The organism is Myxococcus guangdongensis (assembly GCF_024198255.1).
GTDB classification, from domain to species: Bacteria; Myxococcota; Myxococcia; order Myxococcales; family Myxococcaceae; genus Myxococcus; species Myxococcus guangdongensis.
The window spans coordinates 570,763-591,005 of sequence record NZ_JAJVKW010000005.1; the positions used below are offsets into that span (position 1 = coordinate 570,763).

Here is a 20,243-nt window from a genome sequence, read left to right on the forward strand (position 1 = left end):
CGGGAGGTGGAGGAGGCGTCAGTCCGACCGGAGTCGCCCTTGGCGCGGGGCCCGAGCCGGGAGGTGGAGGTGGCGTCAGTCCGACTGGAGTCGCCCTCGGCGCGAGGCCCGAGCCTGGTGGCGGCGGAGGCATTCCGGCCGCGACGGGCGGAGGCGGCGGAACGATGGCTCCGGGATTCGAGCCCGCGGCCTGGACGGGCGGAGGCGGGGGGATCAACGCCGCGACAGGTGCGGGTGTCGGCGGAGTGCCCGCCGGGGCACGGGGCACACTCGCGGGCGCTACCGTCGGCACGGCACCCGTCGCGATGCCAGGCGCGCGAGGAGGCGCGATGGGCGCGGGTGTCTGCGGAGTGCCGACCGGGGCACGCGGCACGCCGGCGGGCGCCACCGTCGGCACGGCACCCGGCGGGCGAGGAGGAGCCACGGGTGCGGGTGTCTGCGGAGTGCCCGTCGGGGCACGGGGCACGCCAGCAGGCGCGACTGTCGGCACGGCACCCGTGGTGGAGGCGGGGCCAGCTCCCGGAGCGCGAGGTGGAGTGACGGGCGCCGGTGTCATGGCCGCGACGCCCGGGATGCGGGGCGCAGTGGGGGGAACGCCCGGGGCAGGGGGCGTGGCCGGGCGCGCGGGCTGCGCTCCGACGGCCGGCATCGCGGCCACGGTGGGCCGGGCACCCGTGGGCGTCGTGGACGCGGGCGCGCCCACGGTGGGGAGCCCCGTGGCACTCGTCTGCTGTGGCACCGGCGCGGTGACGGCGGGGATGGACACCGTGGGCCGCTGGGACTGGGGCACGGCGGGCGCCGCGACACCCGGAGGCTTCGCGGCCGGGGGCACCGGGGCGCGAGGAGGCGCCGCCTCCGGAGGCTTCGCCACGGGGGCGGGCGTGGGCGGTACCGGCGAGGCCGCCGTCATCCGCGGAATGGCCGGTCGCGAGGCAGCCGCCGGTGTCCCGGGCGGGCTTCCCGGCGGCTTGCCGGAGCTGGGATCGGTAGGCTCGGACATCGCGCTCGTCTACTGGGCCACGGCGGGCAGGTCGGAGTTGTGCCCAGCCAGCCGGGTGCTGCGGTTCGTCTGGATGGACTTCTGGATGTCCGCCTCGGACATGCCCGAGGACAGCGTGATCGTCGTCGACGTCTTCTGACCCGTCTCCGTGTCGCACGCGGACACGTTCACCAGGCCGTCGGTGTTGATCTCGAAGGTGACCTCGATCTTCACCTCGCCGCGATACCCGATGCGGAAGCCCGCGAACTCGAACTCGCCGAGCATCTCGCACTCGTCGGCCCGGTTGGACTCGCCCTGGTACACGCGGATCTTCACCTTCTCCTGCCCGTCACGGCTGGTGGTGAACGCCTTCGAGCGGTCGATGGGCACCGGCGTGTTCTTGTCGATGATCTTCTCGGTGTACCCACCCACCGTGCCGATACGCAGCGTCAGCGGCGTGACGTCCACCAGGAACGTCTCCGTCTTGCTGTCGAGCAGCGCGTGCGACTGCAGCGCGGCGCCCATCGCCACGACCTGGTCGGGATTGACTCCCTCCAGCGGCGCCCTCTGGAAGTAGTGCTTCACCGAGTTGCGGATGATGGGCAGCCGCGTGGGCCCACCCACCAGGATGACCGCGTCGATGTCCGCCGCCGTCAGCCGCGCGCTCTGCAGCGCCTCGTCGCAGACCTTGAACGTGCGCTGCACCAGGTCCATCACCATCTTGTTGAACTGGTCCTGGTTGAGCGTGTTGCGCAGGTCCATCACGTTGCCCTGCGCGTCCTGGCAGATGCCCTGGCAGAGGATGTCCGCCGAGCCCGTCTGCCCCACGTCGATCTTCGCCTTCTCCGCAGCCTCCTTGAGCATCTGCAGGCAGAACTTGTTCTGTCGCAAGTCCAGCCGCGTCTTGTTCAGGAAGTCGTCCGCCAGGTACGTCATGATGCGGTCGTCGAAGTCGTCGCCGCCCAGGTACGTGTCGCCCGCCGTCGCCAGCACCTCGAAGACGTCCTTGCCGATCTCCAGGATGGACACGTCGAACGTGCCGCCGCCCAGGTCGTAGACGACGACGCGCTGGTTGACGTCCCGTCCGAACCCGTACGCGAGCGCCGCCGCGGTGGGCTCGTTGAGGATGCGCAGCACCTCCAGCCCCGCGATGCGGCCCGCGTCCTTGGTCGCCTGACGCTGGTTGTCGTTGAAGTACGCGGGGACGGTGACGACGGCCTTCGTCACCTCGCGGCCCAGGTACGTCTCCGCGACGGCCTTCATCTCCTTGAGCACCAGCGCGGAGATCTCCGGCAGCGAGTACGCGCGCTCGCGCACGCCGATGCGCACCGAGTTGTTCTCGCCCTCGACAATCCGGTAGGGCATCACCGCCTGGGCCTTCTTCACCTCATCGGAGAAGTAGTACCGGCCGATGAGCCGCTTCGCCGAGTACACCGTCGTCTCGGGGCTGGTGATGATGTTCTTCTTGGCGGCATTGCCCACCAGCACCGAGCCGTCCTCGAGGAAGGACACGCAGGAGGCATGCGTCGTCTCACCCCACTCGTTGGGGATGACGATGGGCTGCCCGTCCTGGACCACCGACACGCACGAATACGACGTGCCGAGGTCGATGCCGATTGCGATGTCGTCCGACATTCCATCTCCGGTGAAGGTCTCGAAGCCCGAGGCCGTCGGTGAAGCGCCCGGAGGTTAGGAGCCTCCTTTTCACGTGTCAATGTTCGTTCAAAGTAAACCCCAGCCATTTCAGGCACTTAGCGGGCTGTTAAGGGGACGGGCCCGCTGGCTTGAGGGGGGGAGGGGACGTCATTATCTATGGAGCAAAGGAGTTCTCCCTCATGTCCGTCGTCCTCGCCGCCCTCACGTCCGACCCGAACCTGCTGAGGTGTGAGCTCTCCCGGCTCGCCGGGCAGGTGCTCGTCCAGACGGAGCCTCGTGCGAACGCGATGGGGGTGGGCGCGTATGCCCAGGACGAGGTCCTCCTCCGGCGGCTCGCCGACGTGGACGAGGTGCCCTCGCTGCAGTCGCTCGCTCCACCCACCGAGTCCGAAGCGCTCCTGTTCCACGCGGGCCGGCTGCCCCTCGGGGCATCGCTTGAGGAGAACACCCAACCGTTCCGCTCGCGCCGGTGGCTGTTCGCCCATCAGGGCGCCATCAGCGGGTTCGACCAGCTGCGCGGGCCGTTGATGGCCTCGCTCCCCGAACACCTCCAACGTCAGGTGCGCGGCGGCACCGACAGCGAGGTCCTCTTCGCGCTCTTCCTGCGTCAGCTCCGCGACGTCGGCCGCACTGATGATCCCCGCCTGGAGCCCCTCGTCGCCGCGCGCCTGCTGGCGGACACCGCGCGCGAGGTCGTCAAGCGCTCCCTGGAGCTGGGCATCCCCCGCGCCTCCACGCTCAACCTGGTGGCCACCAACGGGCTGCTGCTCGTGGCGAGCCGCTGCGGCGAGGAGCCGCTCTACTACTCGCGCCTCGAGGGCGGAGCGGAGTGTGAGCCCTGTGGCGTGACGGCGAGCACCCCGGAGAGTCAGCCCGCCGTCGGCGCGCACCGTCGCCGTCGCACCGTCGTCGTGGCCAGCCACCTCCAACGCCCCGGCAGCTGGGTGGAGCTGCCTCGCGGCACCACGCTCGCCGTGGGCCTGGACCTCCAGGTCCAACTGCTCCAGGGCAGCTGAGCCCGGAGTCGCCTTCCCGCTCGCAGGCTCCCTCGGGGCGCGTGGGTCCTCCGCGCCCCGTGCCGAGGAGCCCGAGTGGGGGATTCCCAGCGCTTCCTGGCCGAAGCCGGTGAAGCGCGGAATCGAAAAAGCAAAAACCCTGGATTCTAGACACCTCTTCCGGAGAACGGAAGCCAAATCCATGGGTGGATTGTGAACCTCTTTACAAGGCTTCGGGATTCATTGCCTCATACCCGCGTAATCCCAAGGGATTTACTCCGGGAACGAGCCCTTTGCCGTCGCCTCTGCCTGCCTCCGCCACGCTGGACCCGCACCTGTCGGTGTCCGTCCGACACCCCGTGGACGCGGTGGTGGCCGCCTCGCTGAGCCGGCGCTTCGCGCGGGAGTCGGGGTTGTCGGCGGCGTCCAGCGCGGAGGTGGCGGTGGTGGTGAGCGAGCTGGCCACCAACCTGGTGCGCCACACGCCGGTGGGCGGCACCGTGGAGCTGTGGCGCGAGGACACCTGGCTGTGCATCCGCGCGCGGGACAGGGGCCCGGGCATGACGGAGCCGGAGCGCCTCTTCCTGGGCCGCGAGGGCCGGCCCGGGCCGCTGCCCGGGGAGAGCCTGGGCGAGGGCGGCGCGGCGGTGCGGCGGCTGACGGACGAGGTCCGCGTGTCCAACCGCGAGGGGGGTGGCCTGGAAGTGTTCGCTCGCAAGCGCATGAAGCTGGAGGCAAGCAAGCCGTGGTGAGTCGTGGTGGGACCAGTTCGCAGCTGCTCGGTGTCCTCCAGCACTTCATGTCGGAGACCGCCGCGAGGCTCGTGCTGAGGGGGACCCTGGAGCCGCTGCGGTTGAACGCGGACACGCTGGGCACATCGGAGCTGCCCCGGGTCATCGAGGCGCTGGAGCCGGCCACGCGGCACTTCGTGGACCCGTCGCGACGGCCGGACCTGTCCGCGCGGCTCAAGGGCCTGCTGGCGACGCCCACCGTGCCCAGCGGCCTGGGCCCGCGCGAGCCCTTGGCGACATCCAGCGCGCCCATGGAGGCGCGGCCCACGACGTATCAGGTGCGCACGGAGGCGGACGCCAGCCAGGCGCGGCTCGCGGCGCGCGCCCTGTGCGAGGCCCTGGGCGGCCGCGGCTACGAGTGCCAGAAGGTCGCGACGGCCGTCAGCGAGCTGGCGCGCAACCAGGTGTCCTATGCCGGCGGCGGCACCATCCAGCTCATCCCGGTGCAGACGCCGCGCAAGCTGCTGCGCGTGCGCGCCGAGGACCAGGGCAAGGGCATCCCCGAGCTGGAGCGCGTGCTGTCCGGCACCTACCGGAGCAAGACGGGCATGGGCCTGGGCATCCTGGGCGTCAAGCGGCTGGCGGACAAGTTCGAGGTGAAGACGGGCCCGGCCGGCACCCAGGTGGAGTTCGAGGTGTGGCTGTGAGGCTCGCCGTCGCCCACCTGACGCGGCCCAAGCCGGGCGAAGTGGAGAACGGCGACGGCGTGGTGGTGCGCTCCGAGTCGGGCGTCACGCTGCTCGCGGTGGTGGATTCGCTGGGCCACGGGCCCGCCGCGGCCCAGGCGACGGCGGCCGCCACGCAGTGCCTGACGCGGATGCCGCTGACGTCCTCGGTGGAGGAGCTGGTGGCCGCGCTGCACGTGGCGCTCAAGCACGGCCGGGGCTCCGCGGTGATGCTGACCCTGTTCGACGGGCGCGTCCTGCACGCTGGCGGCGTGGGCAACGTGGAGCTGCGCACGCTGGGCACGCGGGTGCCGGTGCTCCCCACGCCGGGCATCCTCGGCCAGTCGTTCCGGACGCTGCGCACCGTGTCCACGCCGCTGTTGCCCAAGGACCGCCTGGTCCTCTTCTCAGACGGCCTGAGCTTCCGCCTGGACCTGGAACAGGTCCGGGACCAGACCCCCGACGCGGCCTGCGCGACGCTCCTCGAGCGCTTCGGCCGCGCCACCGATGACGCCACCGTGCTGGTGGCGGACGTGGAGCCTTCATGAGCCACCCTGAATTCCCTCCGTCCTCGCGCGACTTGTCACGCATCCCCATCATCCAGCTGTGGGGGCAGCTCATCGTCCCCCTGCAGGGCGACATCACCGACGCGCAGGCCGCGCAGCTCTGCTCGGACGTGCTGCGTGACATCCAGCGCACCGGCGCCAAGGGGATGGTGGTGGACATCTCCGGCTTATGGATCGTCGACAGCCACCTGTGCGCGGTGCTGGCGCGGCTCGCGGGCTCGGCCTGGCTGATGGGCACGCGCACCGTGCTGTGCGGCATGGGCGCGGACGTGGCGCTGACGCTCCAGAGCATGGGCATCCAGCTGGACGGCGTGGAGACGGCGCTGGGGCTGGAGGAGGGGCTGTTGCTGCTCGGCGTCCGGGCGGTGGGCGCGCGCACGGAGGAGTCCGAGCGCGAGGAGGCGCAGCGGCTCGCCGACGAGATGCTCGGCCTCGCCCCCGCGGGGCCCTCGCGCAACGTCGTCTGATTGTCGTCCGAAGCAGGAGGCGCCATGAGCCACACCCCGTCCGCCCCGTTGTCCATCGCCCCCGAGCGTGTCGGCCGCATCATCGACGTGCTGTCGCTCATCTCCGTGGGAGAGTTCTCCTCGGAGCGCACCACCATCGACATCCGCGACCAGGACGAACTGGCGGCGCTCGAGGAGACGCTCAACATCTTCGTGCGCGAGCTGGCCTCCACCCGCCGCGAGCACGAGGAGGCGCTCACGCGCCTGGCGACGAGCCACCGGGAGCTGGAGGAGAAGCTGGCCACCATCGACCGTCAGCGCGACGCCATCCGGGACCTGTCCACGCCCATCATCGAGCTGTGGGACGACGTCCTCACGCTGCCCATCGTCGGCGTGGTGGACACCCAGCGCGCCATGGAGATGACCGAGCGGCTCCTGCGCCGCGTGGTCCAGGGCAAGGCCCGCTGTGTCATCATCGACATCACCGGCGTGGAGGTGGTGGACACGATGACGGCCAACCACTTCATCAAGATGGTGGGCTCGGCGCGGCTGCTCGGCGCCTACTGCGTGGTGACGGGCATCAGCCCGGTGATTGCGCAGACGCTGGTCCAGATTGGCGTGGACCTGCGGGAGGTGAGGACGCTCGGCAGCCTCAAGGAAGGCCTGCGCGACTGCTTCCTGCACCTGAATGGCCCCGGAGCGTCCGCGGGCCCCCACCGCTGAATCGCCCGCGCGGCCCCACGAGGAGACACGACATGGTTCGCATGTGGACGTTCGGTGACAGCAAGGTGTGGCTCGAGTCCCCGGACATCGTGCGGCTCGTCAACGTGGGCCCGTTCGACGTCAAGCTCATCCACGACCTGGCCGCCGTGGCGCGAGAGCTGCGAGAGACGCACCCCACGCTCTATCTCATCAATGACTCGCGGCGGACCTCGAGCATCACCTCGGAGGCGCGCCGCATCCTCAGCGAGACGCCGGAGGTGATGCCCTTCGCGGGCTCGGTCATCTTCGGCGCCAGCTTCTCGCTGCGGACCATGGCGAACATGATGGGCCGCGCCTCGACGTTGCTCGGGCGGACGCGGAGCGCGCCGTTCGGCATGGTGGACACGGAGGACCAGGCCCGCGCCTGGGTGGCGGACCTCCGCGCCCAGACCCAGGCGGTCCCTCGCGCCTCCTGAGCGGGGCAGGGGGGCGGAGAAATCGTCACCCCTCGATGCAAAGAAAATCCCCGGGTGCCGACCTCCTGGCGAACGAGGGGGGAGCGGCGCGAAGGCGCCGAGCCTGTCCCGCGTCCTGGCGCGACAGGCGCGCCAGCGTCAGCCCGGAGATGAACCCCATGAAGCTGTTGCGTACGGCCCTTGCCTCGCTGTGCCTCGCCTCCCTGCTCACCGCCTGCGGCGAGCCCTCGCCGGAGGACGCGTCCGGTTCGCTCGACACGAGCGTGCAGGAGCTCCCGCCCTTCCCGGACCCCAACGAGGAGGAGCCGGGTGGGGGAGGCTGCGGCGGCTGTGGCGGCGGCTCCACGCCCGTCACCATCAGCACGGCGCAGAACACCACGCCGCCCGTCTACATCAACGCCAACACCCCCATGTACCCGCTGGCCTACGGGCGCCCCCGGGACTGGTGCCGGCAGTCGAGCTACGTGTCGATGAGCTACACCAGCCCGCTGAGCTCCGGCGGCTCGCTCACCTTCAGCGGTGTCGTCGCGCCGAGCACCAAGGTGAACATCTCCATCTACGACACGCTGGGCAACCTGGTGAAGACGCACCAGACGCACCACTCGCACGACAACTGCGTCATCGCGCACCAGCAGGAGGTCACCAACACCTACGGCCTGACGGCCGGCACCTACCTGGTCTACGCGTCGTACTGGTTCATCGGCATCTACCTGAACGACGGCTGGTACTTCAACGGCGGCCAGGGCCCGCTGGCGTACACGAACGACTACGTGGGCTCGTTCGTCATCCAGTGACGTGAGGCGCTCGCCCCGTGTGCGGGGGCGAGCGCTTCGCCTGACGCGTGTCCTTCAGCGCCGGCGGCGGAACATCGCCACCAGGCCCGGCGCCGCGACACACAACAGCCACCCGAACACATCCAGGGGACTGCCGCCCGTCGACGCGCAGCCCACGCCGCCGCCCTCCACCAGGCTGGGGCGGATGGTGTGCCACGCGCGGTGGGCGGGCGCCACCTCCACGTTGCCCGCGAAGTCCGTCGCCCAGACGTCCAGCGTGTGGTCGCCCTCCGCGAGGTTTCGCAGGGTGTGCTCCTTCGCGCACGGCTCCGGGTCCCTCCCATCGAACGAGCACTGGAAGCTCGCGACCTCCTCCGACGTGTCCAGGATGAAGGTGACGTTGGCGAGCGTGCTGGTGCCCGTGGGGCCTCCGGTCAACGTCGTCACCGGCGGGATGAAGTCCAGCCGGAACAGGCGCGGGTCGGAGCGGGTGCCCGTGTTGCCCGCGGCGTCCACCGAGAAGACGCGCAGGGCCTGGTCTCCGTGCACCGTGGCCTTGTCCACGACGAGCGTCCATTCGCCGCGATCATTGGCCATGGCGGTGCCCACCACCAGGCCGTTGAGCTCCGCGGTGAGCGTGGTGCGCGCCTCGGCCGTGCCGGTGATGGTGTCGAAGTCCCGGCCCAGGATGCTCCCCTCCGTCGGCGTGATGATGAGCGGCGCTCCTGGCGCGGTGGCGTCCACCGTGAACGTGCGCGCCTCGGCCTTCTCTCCGCGTCGGTCGAACGCGTCCAGGCAGTCCGCGGTGAGCGAGTACGCGCCCTCGGCCAGGTCGGCGGCGGGCGTGAACGTCCACTCGCCCGCGCCATTGACGGTGATGGTCGGCGTCTGGGGCTGGTCGTTCAGATGGACGGTGAGCCGGCACTGGGGCTGGGCGGTGCCGCGAATCGAGGGCCTGCGGGAGCGCAGCAGCGCGCCCGGCGCCGGCGACAGCAGCACGGGGGGCGTGGGGTCCTCCAGGTCCAGGGAGAACCTGCGCAGGGTCATGCGCGACGTGTTGCCCGCGGCGTCCCTCGCCTCCACGGAGAACTCGTGGGGGCCGTTCGCCAGGGGCTCCACGGGCTCGTAGCTCCAGTTGTTCAACGCGTCCGCGGTGACGGTCGCGAGCGGCTTGCCATCCAGGGTGATGGAGACGGTGCTGTTCGGCTCCGAGGTCCCCATGAAGCGCGGCCTGGGCAGGGTGAGCACATCCCCCTCCTTGGGCGACGCGACGACCAGCGGCGGGTTGAAGGTGGAGTCCACCGTGAAGCGGACCGGGATGGACGCCTCGCTCAGGTTCGCCGCCGTGTCCCGCGCCTTCGCCTGGAGGTCGTGGAGTCCCTGGGTCAGCGTGGGCGAGGTGAAGGACCAGGTCCCGTTCTCTCCCACCGTCGTGGTCAGGGTGCTGCCGCGCTCGTCTCCATCGATGGAGAGGATGATGGTGGTGCCCACGTCACCGGTGCCGGTGATGGTGGGGCGCGCGGCGGTGATGGCCGTGCCATCCACGGGATAGGTGATGCTGGGGCGGCTGGGGGGCGTGATGTCGACCTCCAGGTCGATGCCATTGGAGGCGGGGCCGGTGTTGCCCGCGGCGTCCGTCGCCTTGGCCGTCACCGTGTGCTCGCCGCCGGGGAGGGTGGTGACCTTGGTCATGACCCACGTCCCATTGGAGGCCGCGACCACCCGGGCGTTGACGCGGACGTTGCCCTCGATGAAGAGCTCCACGGTGCTTCCCGCCTCGGCCGTCCCCGAGAAGTCCACGCCCGCGCTGCCCACCAGGATGCCGGAGTTCGGCACCAGGATGACCGGCGCGGTCGGCGCGGTGACGTCCACCAGGAAGGTGTCGACGGTGGCCTCGCTCCGGTTCCCCGTGGCGTCGGTGGCGGTGACGCTCAGGGTGTAGATGCCGCTGGTGGTGAAGATCTGCGTGGGCAGGGTCCAGATGCGGCTGGCGCCGGCCTGGACGGGGGCGGCCGCGGTGCCGTTGATGGTGACGACCACCGTGCTTCCAGCCTCCGCCTCTCCCGCGATGGCCGTGCCCGCGGTCCCCACGACGGTGTCGGCCCTGGGGGTGGTGATGATGGGCTTGGCTGGCGGCGTGGTGTCGACGCTGAAGGGGCGCGTCGCCGGGTCGCTCTTGTTGTTGAGCGCGTCGGTGGCGGTGACCACCGCGGTGTGGTCGCCATCCGGGATGTTCGTCTTCGTCGGGACGGACCACTGACCGTTGGCGGCCGTGGTGGCCGTCCACGACAGCGTGCCCACGACGACGTCCACCCGGCTCGACGGTTCGGCCGTGCCGGTGAAGGCGGTGCCGGTGACGCCCACCCGCGCATTCAGCGCGGGCGTCGTGATGACAGGCACGTCCGGCTTCGTCGTGTCCACGAGGAACGAGACCTCGGCCGCGTTGCTGACGTTGCCCGTGGCATCGGTGGCGGTGACGGACGCGGTGCGGTTGCCATCCGGGATGCTCGTCTGGACGGGAACGGTCCACCGGGTGTCGGCGCCCGCCGTGGTGCTCCAGTTGAGCGCGCCCACGACGACCTTCACCGTGCTGCCCGCCTCGGCGGTGCCGGAGAAGCCCGTGCCGGCGACGCCAACCTGGGCGCCGCCGATGGGCGTCTCGATGAGGGGGATGGAGGGCGGCGTGGTGTCGACGGTGAAGGAGCGCGTCACGGCGGGGCTGACGTTGCCCGCGGCGTCGGTGGCGGTGACGGACGCGGTGCGGTTGCCGTCCGCGATGGTCGTCACCGGCGCGAGGGCCCAATCCCCGTCGATGTCCGTCGTGGCGCTCCAGGTGACGCCGCTGACGGTGACCCTCACCGTGCTGCCCGCCTCGGCGGTGCCGGAGAAGCCCGTGCCGGCGGGGCCCACGCGGGCGCCCGCGACGGGCGTCACGATGACCGGCTCGGCGGGAGCCGTCTTGTCGATGGTGAAGTGGACCTCCCGCGCGTCGCTGACGTTGCCGGTGGCGTCGGTGGCGGTGACGGAGGCGGTGCGCGGGCCCTCGGGGATGTCCGTCTTCGTCGGGATGGTCCAGCGGGTGTTGCCGCCGGCCGTGGTCGTCCACTCGAGCGCGCCCACGACGACCCGCACCGTGCTGTTCGCCTCGGCGGTGCCGGAGAAGCCCGTGCCCGCGGGGCCCACGTGGGCCCCCTCGACGGGGACTTCGACCACGGGGCGCGCCGGCTTCTGGGTGTCGACGCTGAAGAGGACCTCCGTGGCGCCGCTGACGTTGCCGGTCTCATCGGTGGCGGTGACGGAGGCCGTCTGAGCGCCATCCGGGATGGCCGTCGTCGTCGCGACGCTCCAGCGGCCATCCGCGCCCGTCGTGGCCGTCCAGCCGAGCGCGCTGACGTTGACCGTCACCAGCGTGCCCACCTCGGCGGTGCCGGAGAAGCCCGTGCCCGCGGGGCCCACGCGGGCGCCGGAGATGGGCGTGGCGACGGTCGGCGCCGCCGGAGGCACCGTGTCGACGATGAAGCTCACCGTCGTGGCCGTGCTGGTGTTGCCCGCGGGGTCCGTGGCGGTGACGGAGGCGGTGCGGTTGCCATCGGGGATGGTCGTCTGCGCGGCGATGGACCAGCGGCCGTTGGCGGCCGCGGTGGCCGTCCACGAGCTGCCGCCGACGGTGACCCTCACGAGGGTGCCCGCGACCGCGGTGCCGGAGAAGCCCGTGCCGCTCGTGCCCACGCGGGCCCCCTCGGTGGGCACTTCGATGACTGGCGCGGGCGGAGGCGTCAGGTCGACCGTGAAGTTCGACGTGGTGGTGGAGCTGATGTTGCCCAGCTCGTTGGTGGCCACGGCGGTGACCTTGTGCGGTCCCTCCGAGAGGGTCCCGCTGAAGGGAACGGACCATTGTCCGTTGGCCGCCACCGTGACGGTGCCGAGCGGCGCGTCGTCGAGTTCGACCGTCACCTCGTTGCTCATGGTGCCGGTTCCCCTGAACGCGGTGCCGGCCGGGCCCACCACGGAGCCATTGGCGGGCGCGGTGATGCCGGGCGCGACGGCGGGCGTCTTGTTGACGGTGAAGGTGACCGTCGTCGGGTCGCTGACGTTGTGGAGGGTGTCCTCGGCGGTGATGGATGCCGTCCGGGTCCCTTCGGGGATGTTCGTCTTGGTGGGAACGGACCACTCGCCAGACGGGCCGGAGGCCACGGCCGTCCACGAGAGACTGCCGACGGTGACGGTCACCGTGCTGCCAACGGCGGCCGTGCCAGAGAAGCCCGTGCCGAGGTTGCCGACTACGGCGCCTTCCGTGGGCGTCGTGACCACGGGCTTGGGGGGAGGCGTGGTGTCGATGGTGAAGTTGACGGTGGCCGCCGGGCTGATGTTGCCAGCGGGGTCCGTGGCCGTGATGGAGGCTGTGTGATTGCCATCCGGGATGGTCGTCTGCGCGGCGATGGACCAGAGGCCGTTGGCGCCTGCCGTGACGGTCCACGAAAGGGCGCCGACGGTGACCTTCACGGTGCTGCCTGCCTCGGCGGTGCCAGCGAAGCCGATGCCGTTCTTGCCCGCCCGTGCGTCCGCGACGGGCGCCGTGACGACGGGCGCGTTGGGCGCGGTCGCGTCGACGGTGAAGGACACCGTCGCGATGGAGCTGGTGTTGCCAATCCCGTCCGTGGCGCGGGCCGTGACGGTGTGGGGGCCCTCGATGAGCGTGCTGTTGGCGGGGACGCTCCAGCGGCCATTGCCCGCCACGGTGACGGTGTCGACCAGGTTGTCGTCGAGGCGTACCGTCACCTGATTGGTGGCCGTGGCCATTCCCGAGATGATCAGCCCGGTGGGACCCACGATGGCACTCGCGCCCGGAGCCTGGATGACGGGCGCGCTGGCGGGCGTCTTGTTGACGGTGAAGTTCACCGTGGTCGCGGTGCTGATGTTGCCCGCGGCGTCGGTGGCGGTGACGGACGCGACGCGACTGCCCGCGGGGATGTCTGTCGTCACGGGAACCGACCAGGCGCCACCCGCGGCGGCGGTGGCGGTCCATGAGAGGGCGCCGACGGTGACCTTCACCGTGCTGCTGGGCTCGGCGGTGCCGGAGAAGCCCGTGCCATTCATGCCCACGGTGGAGCCTGCCGTCGGGGTCGTGACGATGGGGGCGGTGGGGGCGGTCTTGTCGACGGTGAAGGTGACGGTCGCCGGGGCACTGACGTTGCCGGCGGCATCGGTGGCGGTGACGGAGGCGGTGCGGCTGCCCTCGGGGATGGCTGTCGTCACGGCAACCGACCAGGCGCCACCCGAAGCGGCGGCGGTGGCGGTCCACGAGAGGGCGCCGACGGTGACCTTCACCGTGCTGCTGGGCTCGGCGGTGCCGGAGAAGCCCGTACCGCTCGTGCCCACAGAGGCGTTCGCGACAGGCGTCGTGATGATGGGGGCAGTGGGAACGGTTGCGTCGACGGTGAAGGAGACGGTCGTCGGAGCACTGACGTTGCCCGCGGCATCGGTGGCGGTGACGGAGGCGGTGCGGCTGCCCTCGGGGATGTCTGTCGTCACGGGAACCGACCATGCGCCATCCGAGGAGGAGGCGGCGGTGGCGGTCCACGAGAGGGCGCCGACGGTGACCCTCACCGTGCTGCTGGGCTCGGCGGTGCCGGAGAAGCCGGTGCCCACCGCGCCCACCCGCGCGTTCGCGGCAGGCGTCGTGACGATGGGGGCAGTGGGGACGGTCTTGTCGACGGTGAAGGAGACGGTCGCCGGGGCACTGACGTTGCCCGCGGCATCGGTGGCGGTAACGGAGGCGGTGCGGCTGCCTTCGGGGATGTCTGTTGTCACGGCAACCGACCAGGCGCCACCCGAGGAGGCGGCGGTGGTGGTCCACGAGAGGGCGCCGACGGTGACCTTCACCGTGCTGCTGGGCTCTGCGGTGCCGGAGAAGCCCGTACCGCTCGTGCCCACAGAGGCGTTCGCGACAGGCGTCGTGATGATGGGGGCGGTGGGTGCGGTCTTGTCGACGGTGAAGGTGACGGTCGTCGGGGCACTGACGTTGCCGGCGGCATCAGTGGCAGTGACGGAGGCGGTGCGGCTGCCCGCGGGGATGTCTGTCGTCACGGGGACCGACCAGGCGCCATCCGAGGAGGCGGCGGCGGTGGTGGTCCACGAGAGGGCACCGACGGTGACCCTCACGGTGCTGCTGGGCTCTGCGGTGCCGGAGAAGCCCGTACCGCTCGTGCCCACAGAGGCGTTCGCGGCAGGCGTCGTGATGATGGGGGAGGTGGGTGCGGTCTTGTCGACGGTGAAGGTGACGGTCGTCGGGGCACTGACGTTGCCGGCGGCATCGGTGGCGGTGACGGAGGCGGTGCTGCTGCCCGCGGGGATGTCTGTCGTCACGGGAACCGACCAGGCGCCACCCGAAGCGGCGGCGGTGGCGGTCCACGAGAGGGCGCCGACGGTGACCTTCACGGTGCTGCTCGGCTCGGCGGTGCCGGAGAAGCCCGTGCCCACCGCGCCCACCCGCGCGTTCGCGGCAGGCGTCGTGATGATGGGGGCGGTGGGTGCGGTCTTGTCGACGGTGAAGGTGACGGTCGCCGGGGCACTGACGTTGCCCGCGACATCGGTGGCGGTGACGGAGGCGGTGCGGCTGCCTTCGGGGATGTCTGTCGTCACGGCAACCGACCAGTCGCCACCCGAGGAGGCGGCGGTGGCGGTCCACGAGAGGGCACCGACGGTGACCCTCACGGTGCTGCTGGGCTCTGCGGTGCCGGAGAAGCCCGTACCGCTCGTGCCCACAGAGGCGTTCGCGACAGGCGTCGTGATGATGGGGGAGGTGGGTGCGGTCTTGTCGACGGTGAAGGTGACGGTCGTCGGGGCACTGACGTTGCCGGCGGCATCGGTGGCGGTGACGGAGGCGGTGCTGCTGCCCGCGGGGATGTCTGTCGTCACGGGAACCGACCAGGCGCCACCCGAAGCGGCGGCGGTGGCGGTCCACGAGAGGGCGCCGACGGTGACCTTCACGGTGCTGCTCGGCTCGGCGGTGCCAGAGAAGCCGGTGCCCACCGCGCCCACCTGAGCGTTCGCGGCAGGCGTCGTGATGATGGGCGCGCTCGGCGGAGCCGTGTCGACCCGGAAGCTGACGGTCGCGGGTGGGCTCGTCTCGTCATCCTCGTTGGTGGCGGTGACGGACGCGATGTGCGTTCCATCCTCGATGTCCGTCTTCGGAGGAACCGACCACCGGCCATCCGCGCCCGTCGTGGCCTCCCACTCGAGGTCGTCGACGGTGACCTTCACGGTGCTGCCCGTCTCGGCGGTGCCGGAGAAGCCCGTGCCGGCCGTGCCCACCACCGCGTTCGCCAGCGGTACCTGGATGACGGGAGCCGCGGGGGCGAGCAGCGCCTCCACGGAGAAGTAGACCGGGTCGCTGGTGGGGCTCGCGAGGCCCTCGAGCTCCGTGTGCGCGGTGACCGCGTACAGACCATCTTCCAGGCGGCCGGGCACCTCGACCGAGAACGCGCCGGACTCGTTCACCATCGTCGCGGGCAGCTCACGCTCGGGAGTGGTGGGGTGGTCGGTGTTGCCCAGCTTCACGTGGACGACGGCACCTGGGTCACCGGTGCCCGTGACGAGCGGGGACTCGGCCTTCACGTTGGCGCCATCCCCCGGCGCGGTGATGACCGGACGCACCGGGATGATGAGCCCATGCTCCATCAGCGTCGCGCCACCTGCCTCCCCAGCGCGCGCCGCCAAGGACCTGGCTCCCGGAGCCTCCGACTCCACGAACACCGGGCAGCCCCTCAGGCTCGCGGCCTGGAGCAGCACGCTGCCCGCGCTCCTCGCCAGCAGCGCCTCGCAGTCCGCGCTCTCCACCATGCGCGCGGAGATGCTCCCGCCCGCGCCGCCCTGGTTGAATCCCTCCAGCTCCCACGGCCAGGCCCGCGCGTCGGCCTCGATGCGACCCGCGCCGGTGAGCTTGTTCGCGCGGAAGAAGACCACGCCGCCGCCGCTCGTCGAGCCGCTCTGCGGGCCCGCGCCGCTCGCGGTGATGACGCCGTTGTTGTGCAGCGTGCCCGACACGAGGAAGGCCACCACGCCGCCCGACGAACCGTTCCAGTCGCGGGCCCGCACTTCGCCCGTGGGGTGGATGGTGACGGACTGGAACTCCGGCACGCGGATGACCTGCGTGCCCGGGAAGGCGAAGTCATTGAGCACCGGACGCGTGAGCAGCAGCACGCCGTCCTTCGCGCGCGACACCCGCGCCAGCTCCCACAGGCCCAGCGGGCTCTCCTCGCGCGGGCCGAACGTGAAGGTGGAGAGCGACAGGGCGGCGACGGGCCCCGCGGCCGCGCTCTGCAGCACCATCACCAGGTCGCCCGCGGCGAAGCCCTCGAGCGTCTCCACGCGCAGCTGACGGTCGCCCTTGCGCACCGGGCCCGTCACCGCCGCGTAGTGGTTGACGACCTGGCTGGAGTCGGCGGGGACCGTGAGGGACTCGTCACGCGCCTCGCCCAGTCCGAAGACATCCGCCTCGGCGAAAGCGGAGTGCGCTCCCAACGCCACGACGCAGGTCAGAAGGTGCAACCATCTCAGTGATTTCATGGCGTGGCTTCCTGGTTCGTCGGCAGCATGAGGAGGAGCTCGACCCGGCGGTTCTTCTCGCGCCCCTCGGCGGTTCCGTTGCTCTGTACGGGATGCTCCGGGCCGTAGCTCCGCAATCGCAGCTTCTGGGGAGCGACACCACGCTCCACCAGGTAGCGCCACACGGCCTCCGCGCGAGCGCGACCGAGCCGTGGGTTGAAGGTCTCCGTGGCGGAGTCGTCCGTGTGCCCGTCCACCGTCATCAGCTTCACGGACGGGTTGGTGAGCATCAGCTCCACGGCGCGCTCCAGGTCCGGCGAGGACTCGGGCAGCTCCGCGCTCCCGACGCGGAAGTACACCCGGCCGTCGAGCACGAACCTGTCCCGCGACACGTTCGCGATGGGCGAGGCCTCGCCGGGGTTGGGAATCATCGAGCCCTGCATGTCCGACACGCGCCGGTTCGGCGCGGGCGTGGGCAGCGGCACCGATTCGTGCACGATGCTCGTGTCACTGTCGGGCCGGGTGTCCTCGCCCAACAGCGAGTTGAACGCCACGCCGGCGACCAGGCGGAACATCGGGATGCCCGGCTCCGAGCCGAAGCCCAGGCCGCCGAGCGCGAACAGCTCCACGCCCTCGCGCGGCGCATAGCGCGCACCGCCCAGCACCTCCACCGCGCCCCGTGCCTGCTTCCAGGAGAGCGCCGCGTTGAGCGCCACCTCCGCGCGCAGCGGCGCCCCCGTGGTCATCAGGCCCGCGCCCAGGCGCAGCTCGCTTCCCAGCTCGCGCTCCTCCAGCGTGGGGACCTGGATGGTCACCCCGCGCCGCAACAGCACGCCCAGCTCGAACGACGGCGCCAGGATGGAGCCCAGCATGCCGCCGACCATGACGCGCGCCAGGATGCTCGTGTCATCTCCGCGCGCGAACGCGCCCTGGGTCCCGAACGGCAGGTAGACGCTCACCTCCGAGGCGAGGTCCACGGCGTCATCCTCCTCCGTGCGCAACAGCCCCACCCGCGCTCCCACGCGCGGTGAGCCCACGCCATGCCGAGTGGGCCCGAGCAACCCCTGCGAGGCCAGGTCGTCTCCCTCTCGCTGGGTCAGCACCGGGATTCGCGCGTCGAGCTGCAGCCGTGAGCTCAAGCCGAGCGCCACCGCGAGCACGCCCGTCGTGCGGCTCGTCAGGATGGGCATCGTCTCGCCCTTCGCGTTGAGTGTGAGTGGCTCGTGCTGGTAGTGACCCAGGATGATGACCCGGAGCTCGGCTGCGCGCAGCACGGTGCCGCCACCCGTCGCGAGAGGGCCGGGACCTGGGTTGATCTCCAGTCGCTCCATCAAGAAGGCGGGCAGGGCCGCCGCCTCCTGTGCGAGCGCGCCCGGCGCCAGCAGCAGCAGCGCCAGCGTCCCTATCCGTTGCCACGTGAGGCACCACCCACTCATCCGCGTCCCATGGCGCATGACCGACATTGGTGCTCATGCGGGAGACAGCCCGCGGACACACGCCGGCTCGGCCTGAGAGCAAGGCACGTACCAAGGAGGGGTGCGGGAGGGGCGTGTCGCGAGCACCCCGGGGGAGGGTCCTGGATGCGTACCGGTGGAACGCGGCTGCGTCCGTGAGGACCGCAGGAGCGGCGGCCAGGCGAGGTTCTCCCCAGGGGAAGCGCTGGCACGGAAAGGGCAAGTGCTCGCCGGCGCATGGCCTTCCAGGAACGACTCGCGCTGTCCCTCACCCTCACCCTGGGCGGGCAGTCCTTCGTCATCCCGGGGGGGCAGGTGGAGGCCTTCTCCGTGGAGCTTTCGCCCCATGGGTTCACCGCGGAGGTGAGCTTCTGGACCGGCCTGGAGAAGGACGATGGGCCGCTCTTCACGGCCTTCGCCACCCCGGACCTCCTGGACGTGAAGCTGTCCATCTCCGGCGGCTACCCCGTCCCCCAGCCCCCACCCAAGCCGCTCATCCTCCATGGCCTGGCCCGGGCGCGCTCACTGGAGGCCCGGACACATGGCCCGGTGGGGGGGGCGCCGGTGCGCTTCCGGCGCTACACCGTGGCGTTCGAGGACGCCGCGCGCGTGCTCTGGCGCCAGCACCGCCCCACGGAGCTGCGCACGGACTTCGCGCTGAAGACGCTGCTGACCGAGCACACCGCGGGGGCGTTCACCTTCGACTTCGACTGGGACGTGCTCGACGAGAAGCGCCCCCTGGTCTGCCTGGCGCTGGGCGAGGACGCGCCGGGTGTGGGCCTGTACGACTTCGTCGCGTGGCTCGCGGACACGCGGGGCGGCGTGTGGGCCTATGACTGCGTGAAGGACCAGTATGGGCTGTGGGGACGCAAGCCCGCGGTGAGCGGCGCGAAGCCGCTGTCGCGCGCGAAGGTGGAGCGGCTGGACGTGGTCATCCCGGCCATCCCTCGCAACGCGGCGCGGGTGCTCAACGCCTCCACGCTCAAGTCCTCCACGCTGGATGTCCCCGCGAGCAAGGGCGCGGGCGTGTCGGGCATCCACCAGGACCACCTGGTGCGCTCGCCCATCGTGTCCCAGGTGGAGCAGCGCCAGGCGCTGGAGGTCCACCGGCTGCGCGTTCCTCAGCGCAGGTATCGGATGACGTTCAACCACTTCCCCACCGTGCCGGTGAGCCCCTGGGCCGGGCTCCGGTTGGAGGGGCCGCTGTGGGGTTCGTCGGTGGTGGGGAGCGGGGAGGACCTCCGCGTGGTGGAGCTCTCCTTGTCGGCGCGGACGCTCGACGAGGGGCCTCACGCGGGGATGCAGTTGAAGGACACGGGGTTCGACGTGGAGATGTCGCTGTTGGCGGAGCGCGCGTCGGACACGACGGTGTCGCTGCCCGCGCACCACGCGCCTCGCTATCCCATCCACGTCGAGGGCAAGGTGCTCAGCCCCGGAGGCGGGGAGAAGGACCGCAACTACCTGCTGTCCGAGGACAAGAAGACGTCGGTGCTCACGTGGCGCGTGAAGGTGCCGCTGTGGAACAAGGATGTGAGCGTGCCGGCGGAGCCGGGCTTCTTCCCGGGCCACTTCTACTTCCCGCCGTACAAGAACGCGCGCGTGCTGGTGGCGCTGCACTTCGACCGGGCGGAGCTCCACCGTCACCTGGACTGGGCGGACGCGGCGCGGCTGCCGCAGGACGGGCAGGGGGACGGCATCCTCCTGGGGAAGAACGACACCAGCCAGACGTCCATCGTCCACGACTTCCAGGACATGAAGCCGGTGTGGCACCTGGAGCGCACCTCGGGACCGGACACCGAGACGGTGCGCATGGCCGAGGGCACGATGATGTTCCGGACGAAGGAGCTGCCCGGCGCCGCGTCCGTCACGCCCACGTTCGATGTCTCGCCGCAGGTGGAGACCGCGCGCGCGGACCTCTCGGCGGGGGTTGGAGGGGCGGTGGGGGAGACGACCGCCGCGTACCGGGTGGCCTCGGGCAGCACGCAGGCGAAGCTGGACGGGGCGTCGTCCGACACGCAGGCCGCGCTCGAGGCCGCGCAGGCCGAGGTCTCCGCGAAGGTCTCCGAGGCGAAGGCCGAGCTCCAGGGCGCGCTCTCCGGACTCGAGGGCAGCACGTCCTCGCTCACCAGCGCGGCCTCCGAGGCCCGCGCGGCGCTGGAGCAGCTCAAGTGACGACACGCGCGCGTGGGGTTG

The 20,243-nt window shown here is 71.2% G+C and carries 12 protein-coding genes; 9 read left to right on the forward strand and 3 right to left on the reverse strand.

Annotation, left to right across the window (positions count from 1 at the left end; translation table 11 throughout):
* Positions 1-1,009: 1,009 nt before the first annotated feature.
* The gene (gene dnaK, locus LXT21_RS18935) at positions 1,010-2,614 is read right to left on the reverse strand and encodes a molecular chaperone DnaK (RefSeq protein WP_254039535.1); all 1,605 of its coding nucleotides are present in this window, start codon (positions 2,612-2,614) and stop codon (positions 1,010-1,012) included.
* Positions 2,615-2,814: 200 nt separating this feature from the next.
* Between dnaK and LXT21_RS18940 the strand changes: the two genes are divergently transcribed.
* The 8 genes from LXT21_RS18940 (at position 2,815) to LXT21_RS18975 (ending at position 8,070) form a co-directional block, all read left to right on the forward strand.
* Positions 2,815-3,651, forward strand: coding sequence for a class II glutamine amidotransferase (locus LXT21_RS18940; protein ID WP_254039536.1), 837 nt, complete (start codon positions 2,815-2,817; stop codon positions 3,649-3,651).
* A gap of 272 nt (positions 3,652-3,923) precedes the next feature.
* On the forward strand, positions 3,924-4,382 hold the full coding sequence (locus LXT21_RS18945) for an ATP-binding protein (RefSeq protein ID WP_254039537.1): 459 nt from the start codon (positions 3,924-3,926) through the stop codon (positions 4,380-4,382).
* The gene (locus tag LXT21_RS18950) at positions 4,379-5,068 is read left to right on the forward strand and encodes an ATP-binding protein (RefSeq protein WP_254039669.1); all 690 of its coding nucleotides are present in this window, start codon (positions 4,379-4,381) and stop codon (positions 5,066-5,068) included. The genes LXT21_RS18945 and LXT21_RS18950 overlap by 4 nt, the downstream gene beginning before the upstream one ends.
* Entirely contained in the window at positions 5,059-5,634 is a 576-nt protein-coding gene (locus LXT21_RS18955; RefSeq protein WP_254039538.1) for a SpoIIE family protein phosphatase, read from the forward strand. Before LXT21_RS18950 ends, LXT21_RS18955 begins: the two co-directional genes overlap by 10 nt.
* A complete protein-coding gene (locus LXT21_RS18960; RefSeq protein WP_254039539.1) occupies positions 5,631-6,119 on the forward strand; it encodes an STAS domain-containing protein in 489 nt (162 codons plus the stop codon). The genes LXT21_RS18955 and LXT21_RS18960 overlap by 4 nt, the downstream gene beginning before the upstream one ends.
* Positions 6,120-6,143: 24 nt before the next feature.
* Positions 6,144-6,821: an STAS domain-containing protein gene (locus LXT21_RS18965; protein ID WP_254039540.1), complete on the forward strand. Its 678-nt coding sequence runs from the start codon at positions 6,144-6,146 to the stop codon at positions 6,819-6,821.
* Between the two features lie 32 nt (positions 6,822-6,853).
* Positions 6,854-7,276 (forward strand): hypothetical protein, encoded by a 423-nt coding sequence (locus LXT21_RS18970; protein ID WP_254039541.1) that lies wholly within the window; start codon positions 6,854-6,856, stop codon positions 7,274-7,276.
* Between the two features lie 158 nt (positions 7,277-7,434).
* Positions 7,435-8,070 (forward strand): T9SS type A sorting domain-containing protein, encoded by a 636-nt coding sequence (locus tag LXT21_RS18975; protein WP_254039542.1) that lies wholly within the window; start codon positions 7,435-7,437, stop codon positions 8,068-8,070.
* A gap of 54 nt (positions 8,071-8,124) precedes the next feature.
* Here the strand turns inward: LXT21_RS18975 and LXT21_RS18980 are convergent, their stop codons facing one another.
* The gene (locus tag LXT21_RS18980; protein WP_254039543.1) at positions 8,125-16,617 is read right to left on the reverse strand and encodes an Ig-like domain-containing protein; all 8,493 of its coding nucleotides are present in this window, start codon (positions 16,615-16,617) and stop codon (positions 8,125-8,127) included.
* Complete coding sequence (locus tag LXT21_RS18985) at positions 16,614-18,059, reverse strand: OmpA family protein (RefSeq protein ID WP_254039544.1); 1,446 nt, start codon at positions 18,057-18,059, stop codon at positions 16,614-16,616. Before LXT21_RS18985 ends, LXT21_RS18980 begins: the two co-directional genes overlap by 4 nt.
* A gap of 228 nt (positions 18,060-18,287) precedes the next feature.
* On the opposite strand from LXT21_RS18985, the gene LXT21_RS18990 reads away from it, so the two are divergent.
* On the forward strand, positions 18,288-20,222 hold the full coding sequence (locus LXT21_RS18990) for a hypothetical protein (RefSeq protein WP_254039545.1): 1,935 nt from the start codon (positions 18,288-18,290) through the stop codon (positions 20,220-20,222).
* Positions 20,223-20,243 lie beyond the last annotated feature (21 nt).

Bases quoted from the DNA above. Each gene is read 5' to 3' on its own strand.
- dnaK (WP_254039535.1), bottom strand. From the start codon at position 2,614: ATGTCGGACGACATCGCAATCGGCATCGACCTCGGCACGTCGTATTCG.
- LXT21_RS18940 (WP_254039536.1), top strand. From the start codon at position 2,815: ATGTCCGTCGTCCTCGCCGCCCTCACGTCCGACCCGAACCTGCTGAGG.
- LXT21_RS18960 (WP_254039539.1), top strand. From the start codon at position 5,631: ATGAGCCACCCTGAATTCCCTCCGTCCTCGCGCGACTTGTCACGCATC.
- LXT21_RS18965 (WP_254039540.1), top strand. From the start codon at position 6,144: ATGAGCCACACCCCGTCCGCCCCGTTGTCCATCGCCCCCGAGCGTGTC.
- LXT21_RS18970 (WP_254039541.1), top strand. From the start codon at position 6,854: ATGGTTCGCATGTGGACGTTCGGTGACAGCAAGGTGTGGCTCGAGTCC.
- LXT21_RS18975 (WP_254039542.1), top strand. From the start codon at position 7,435: ATGAAGCTGTTGCGTACGGCCCTTGCCTCGCTGTGCCTCGCCTCCCTG.
- LXT21_RS18980 (WP_254039543.1), bottom strand. From the start codon at position 16,617: ATGAAATCACTGAGATGGTTGCACCTTCTGACCTGCGTCGTGGCGTTG.
- LXT21_RS18985 (WP_254039544.1), bottom strand. From the start codon at position 18,059: ATGTCGGTCATGCGCCATGGGACGCGGATGAGTGGGTGGTGCCTCACG.
- LXT21_RS18990 (WP_254039545.1), top strand. From the start codon at position 18,288: ATGGCCTTCCAGGAACGACTCGCGCTGTCCCTCACCCTCACCCTGGGC.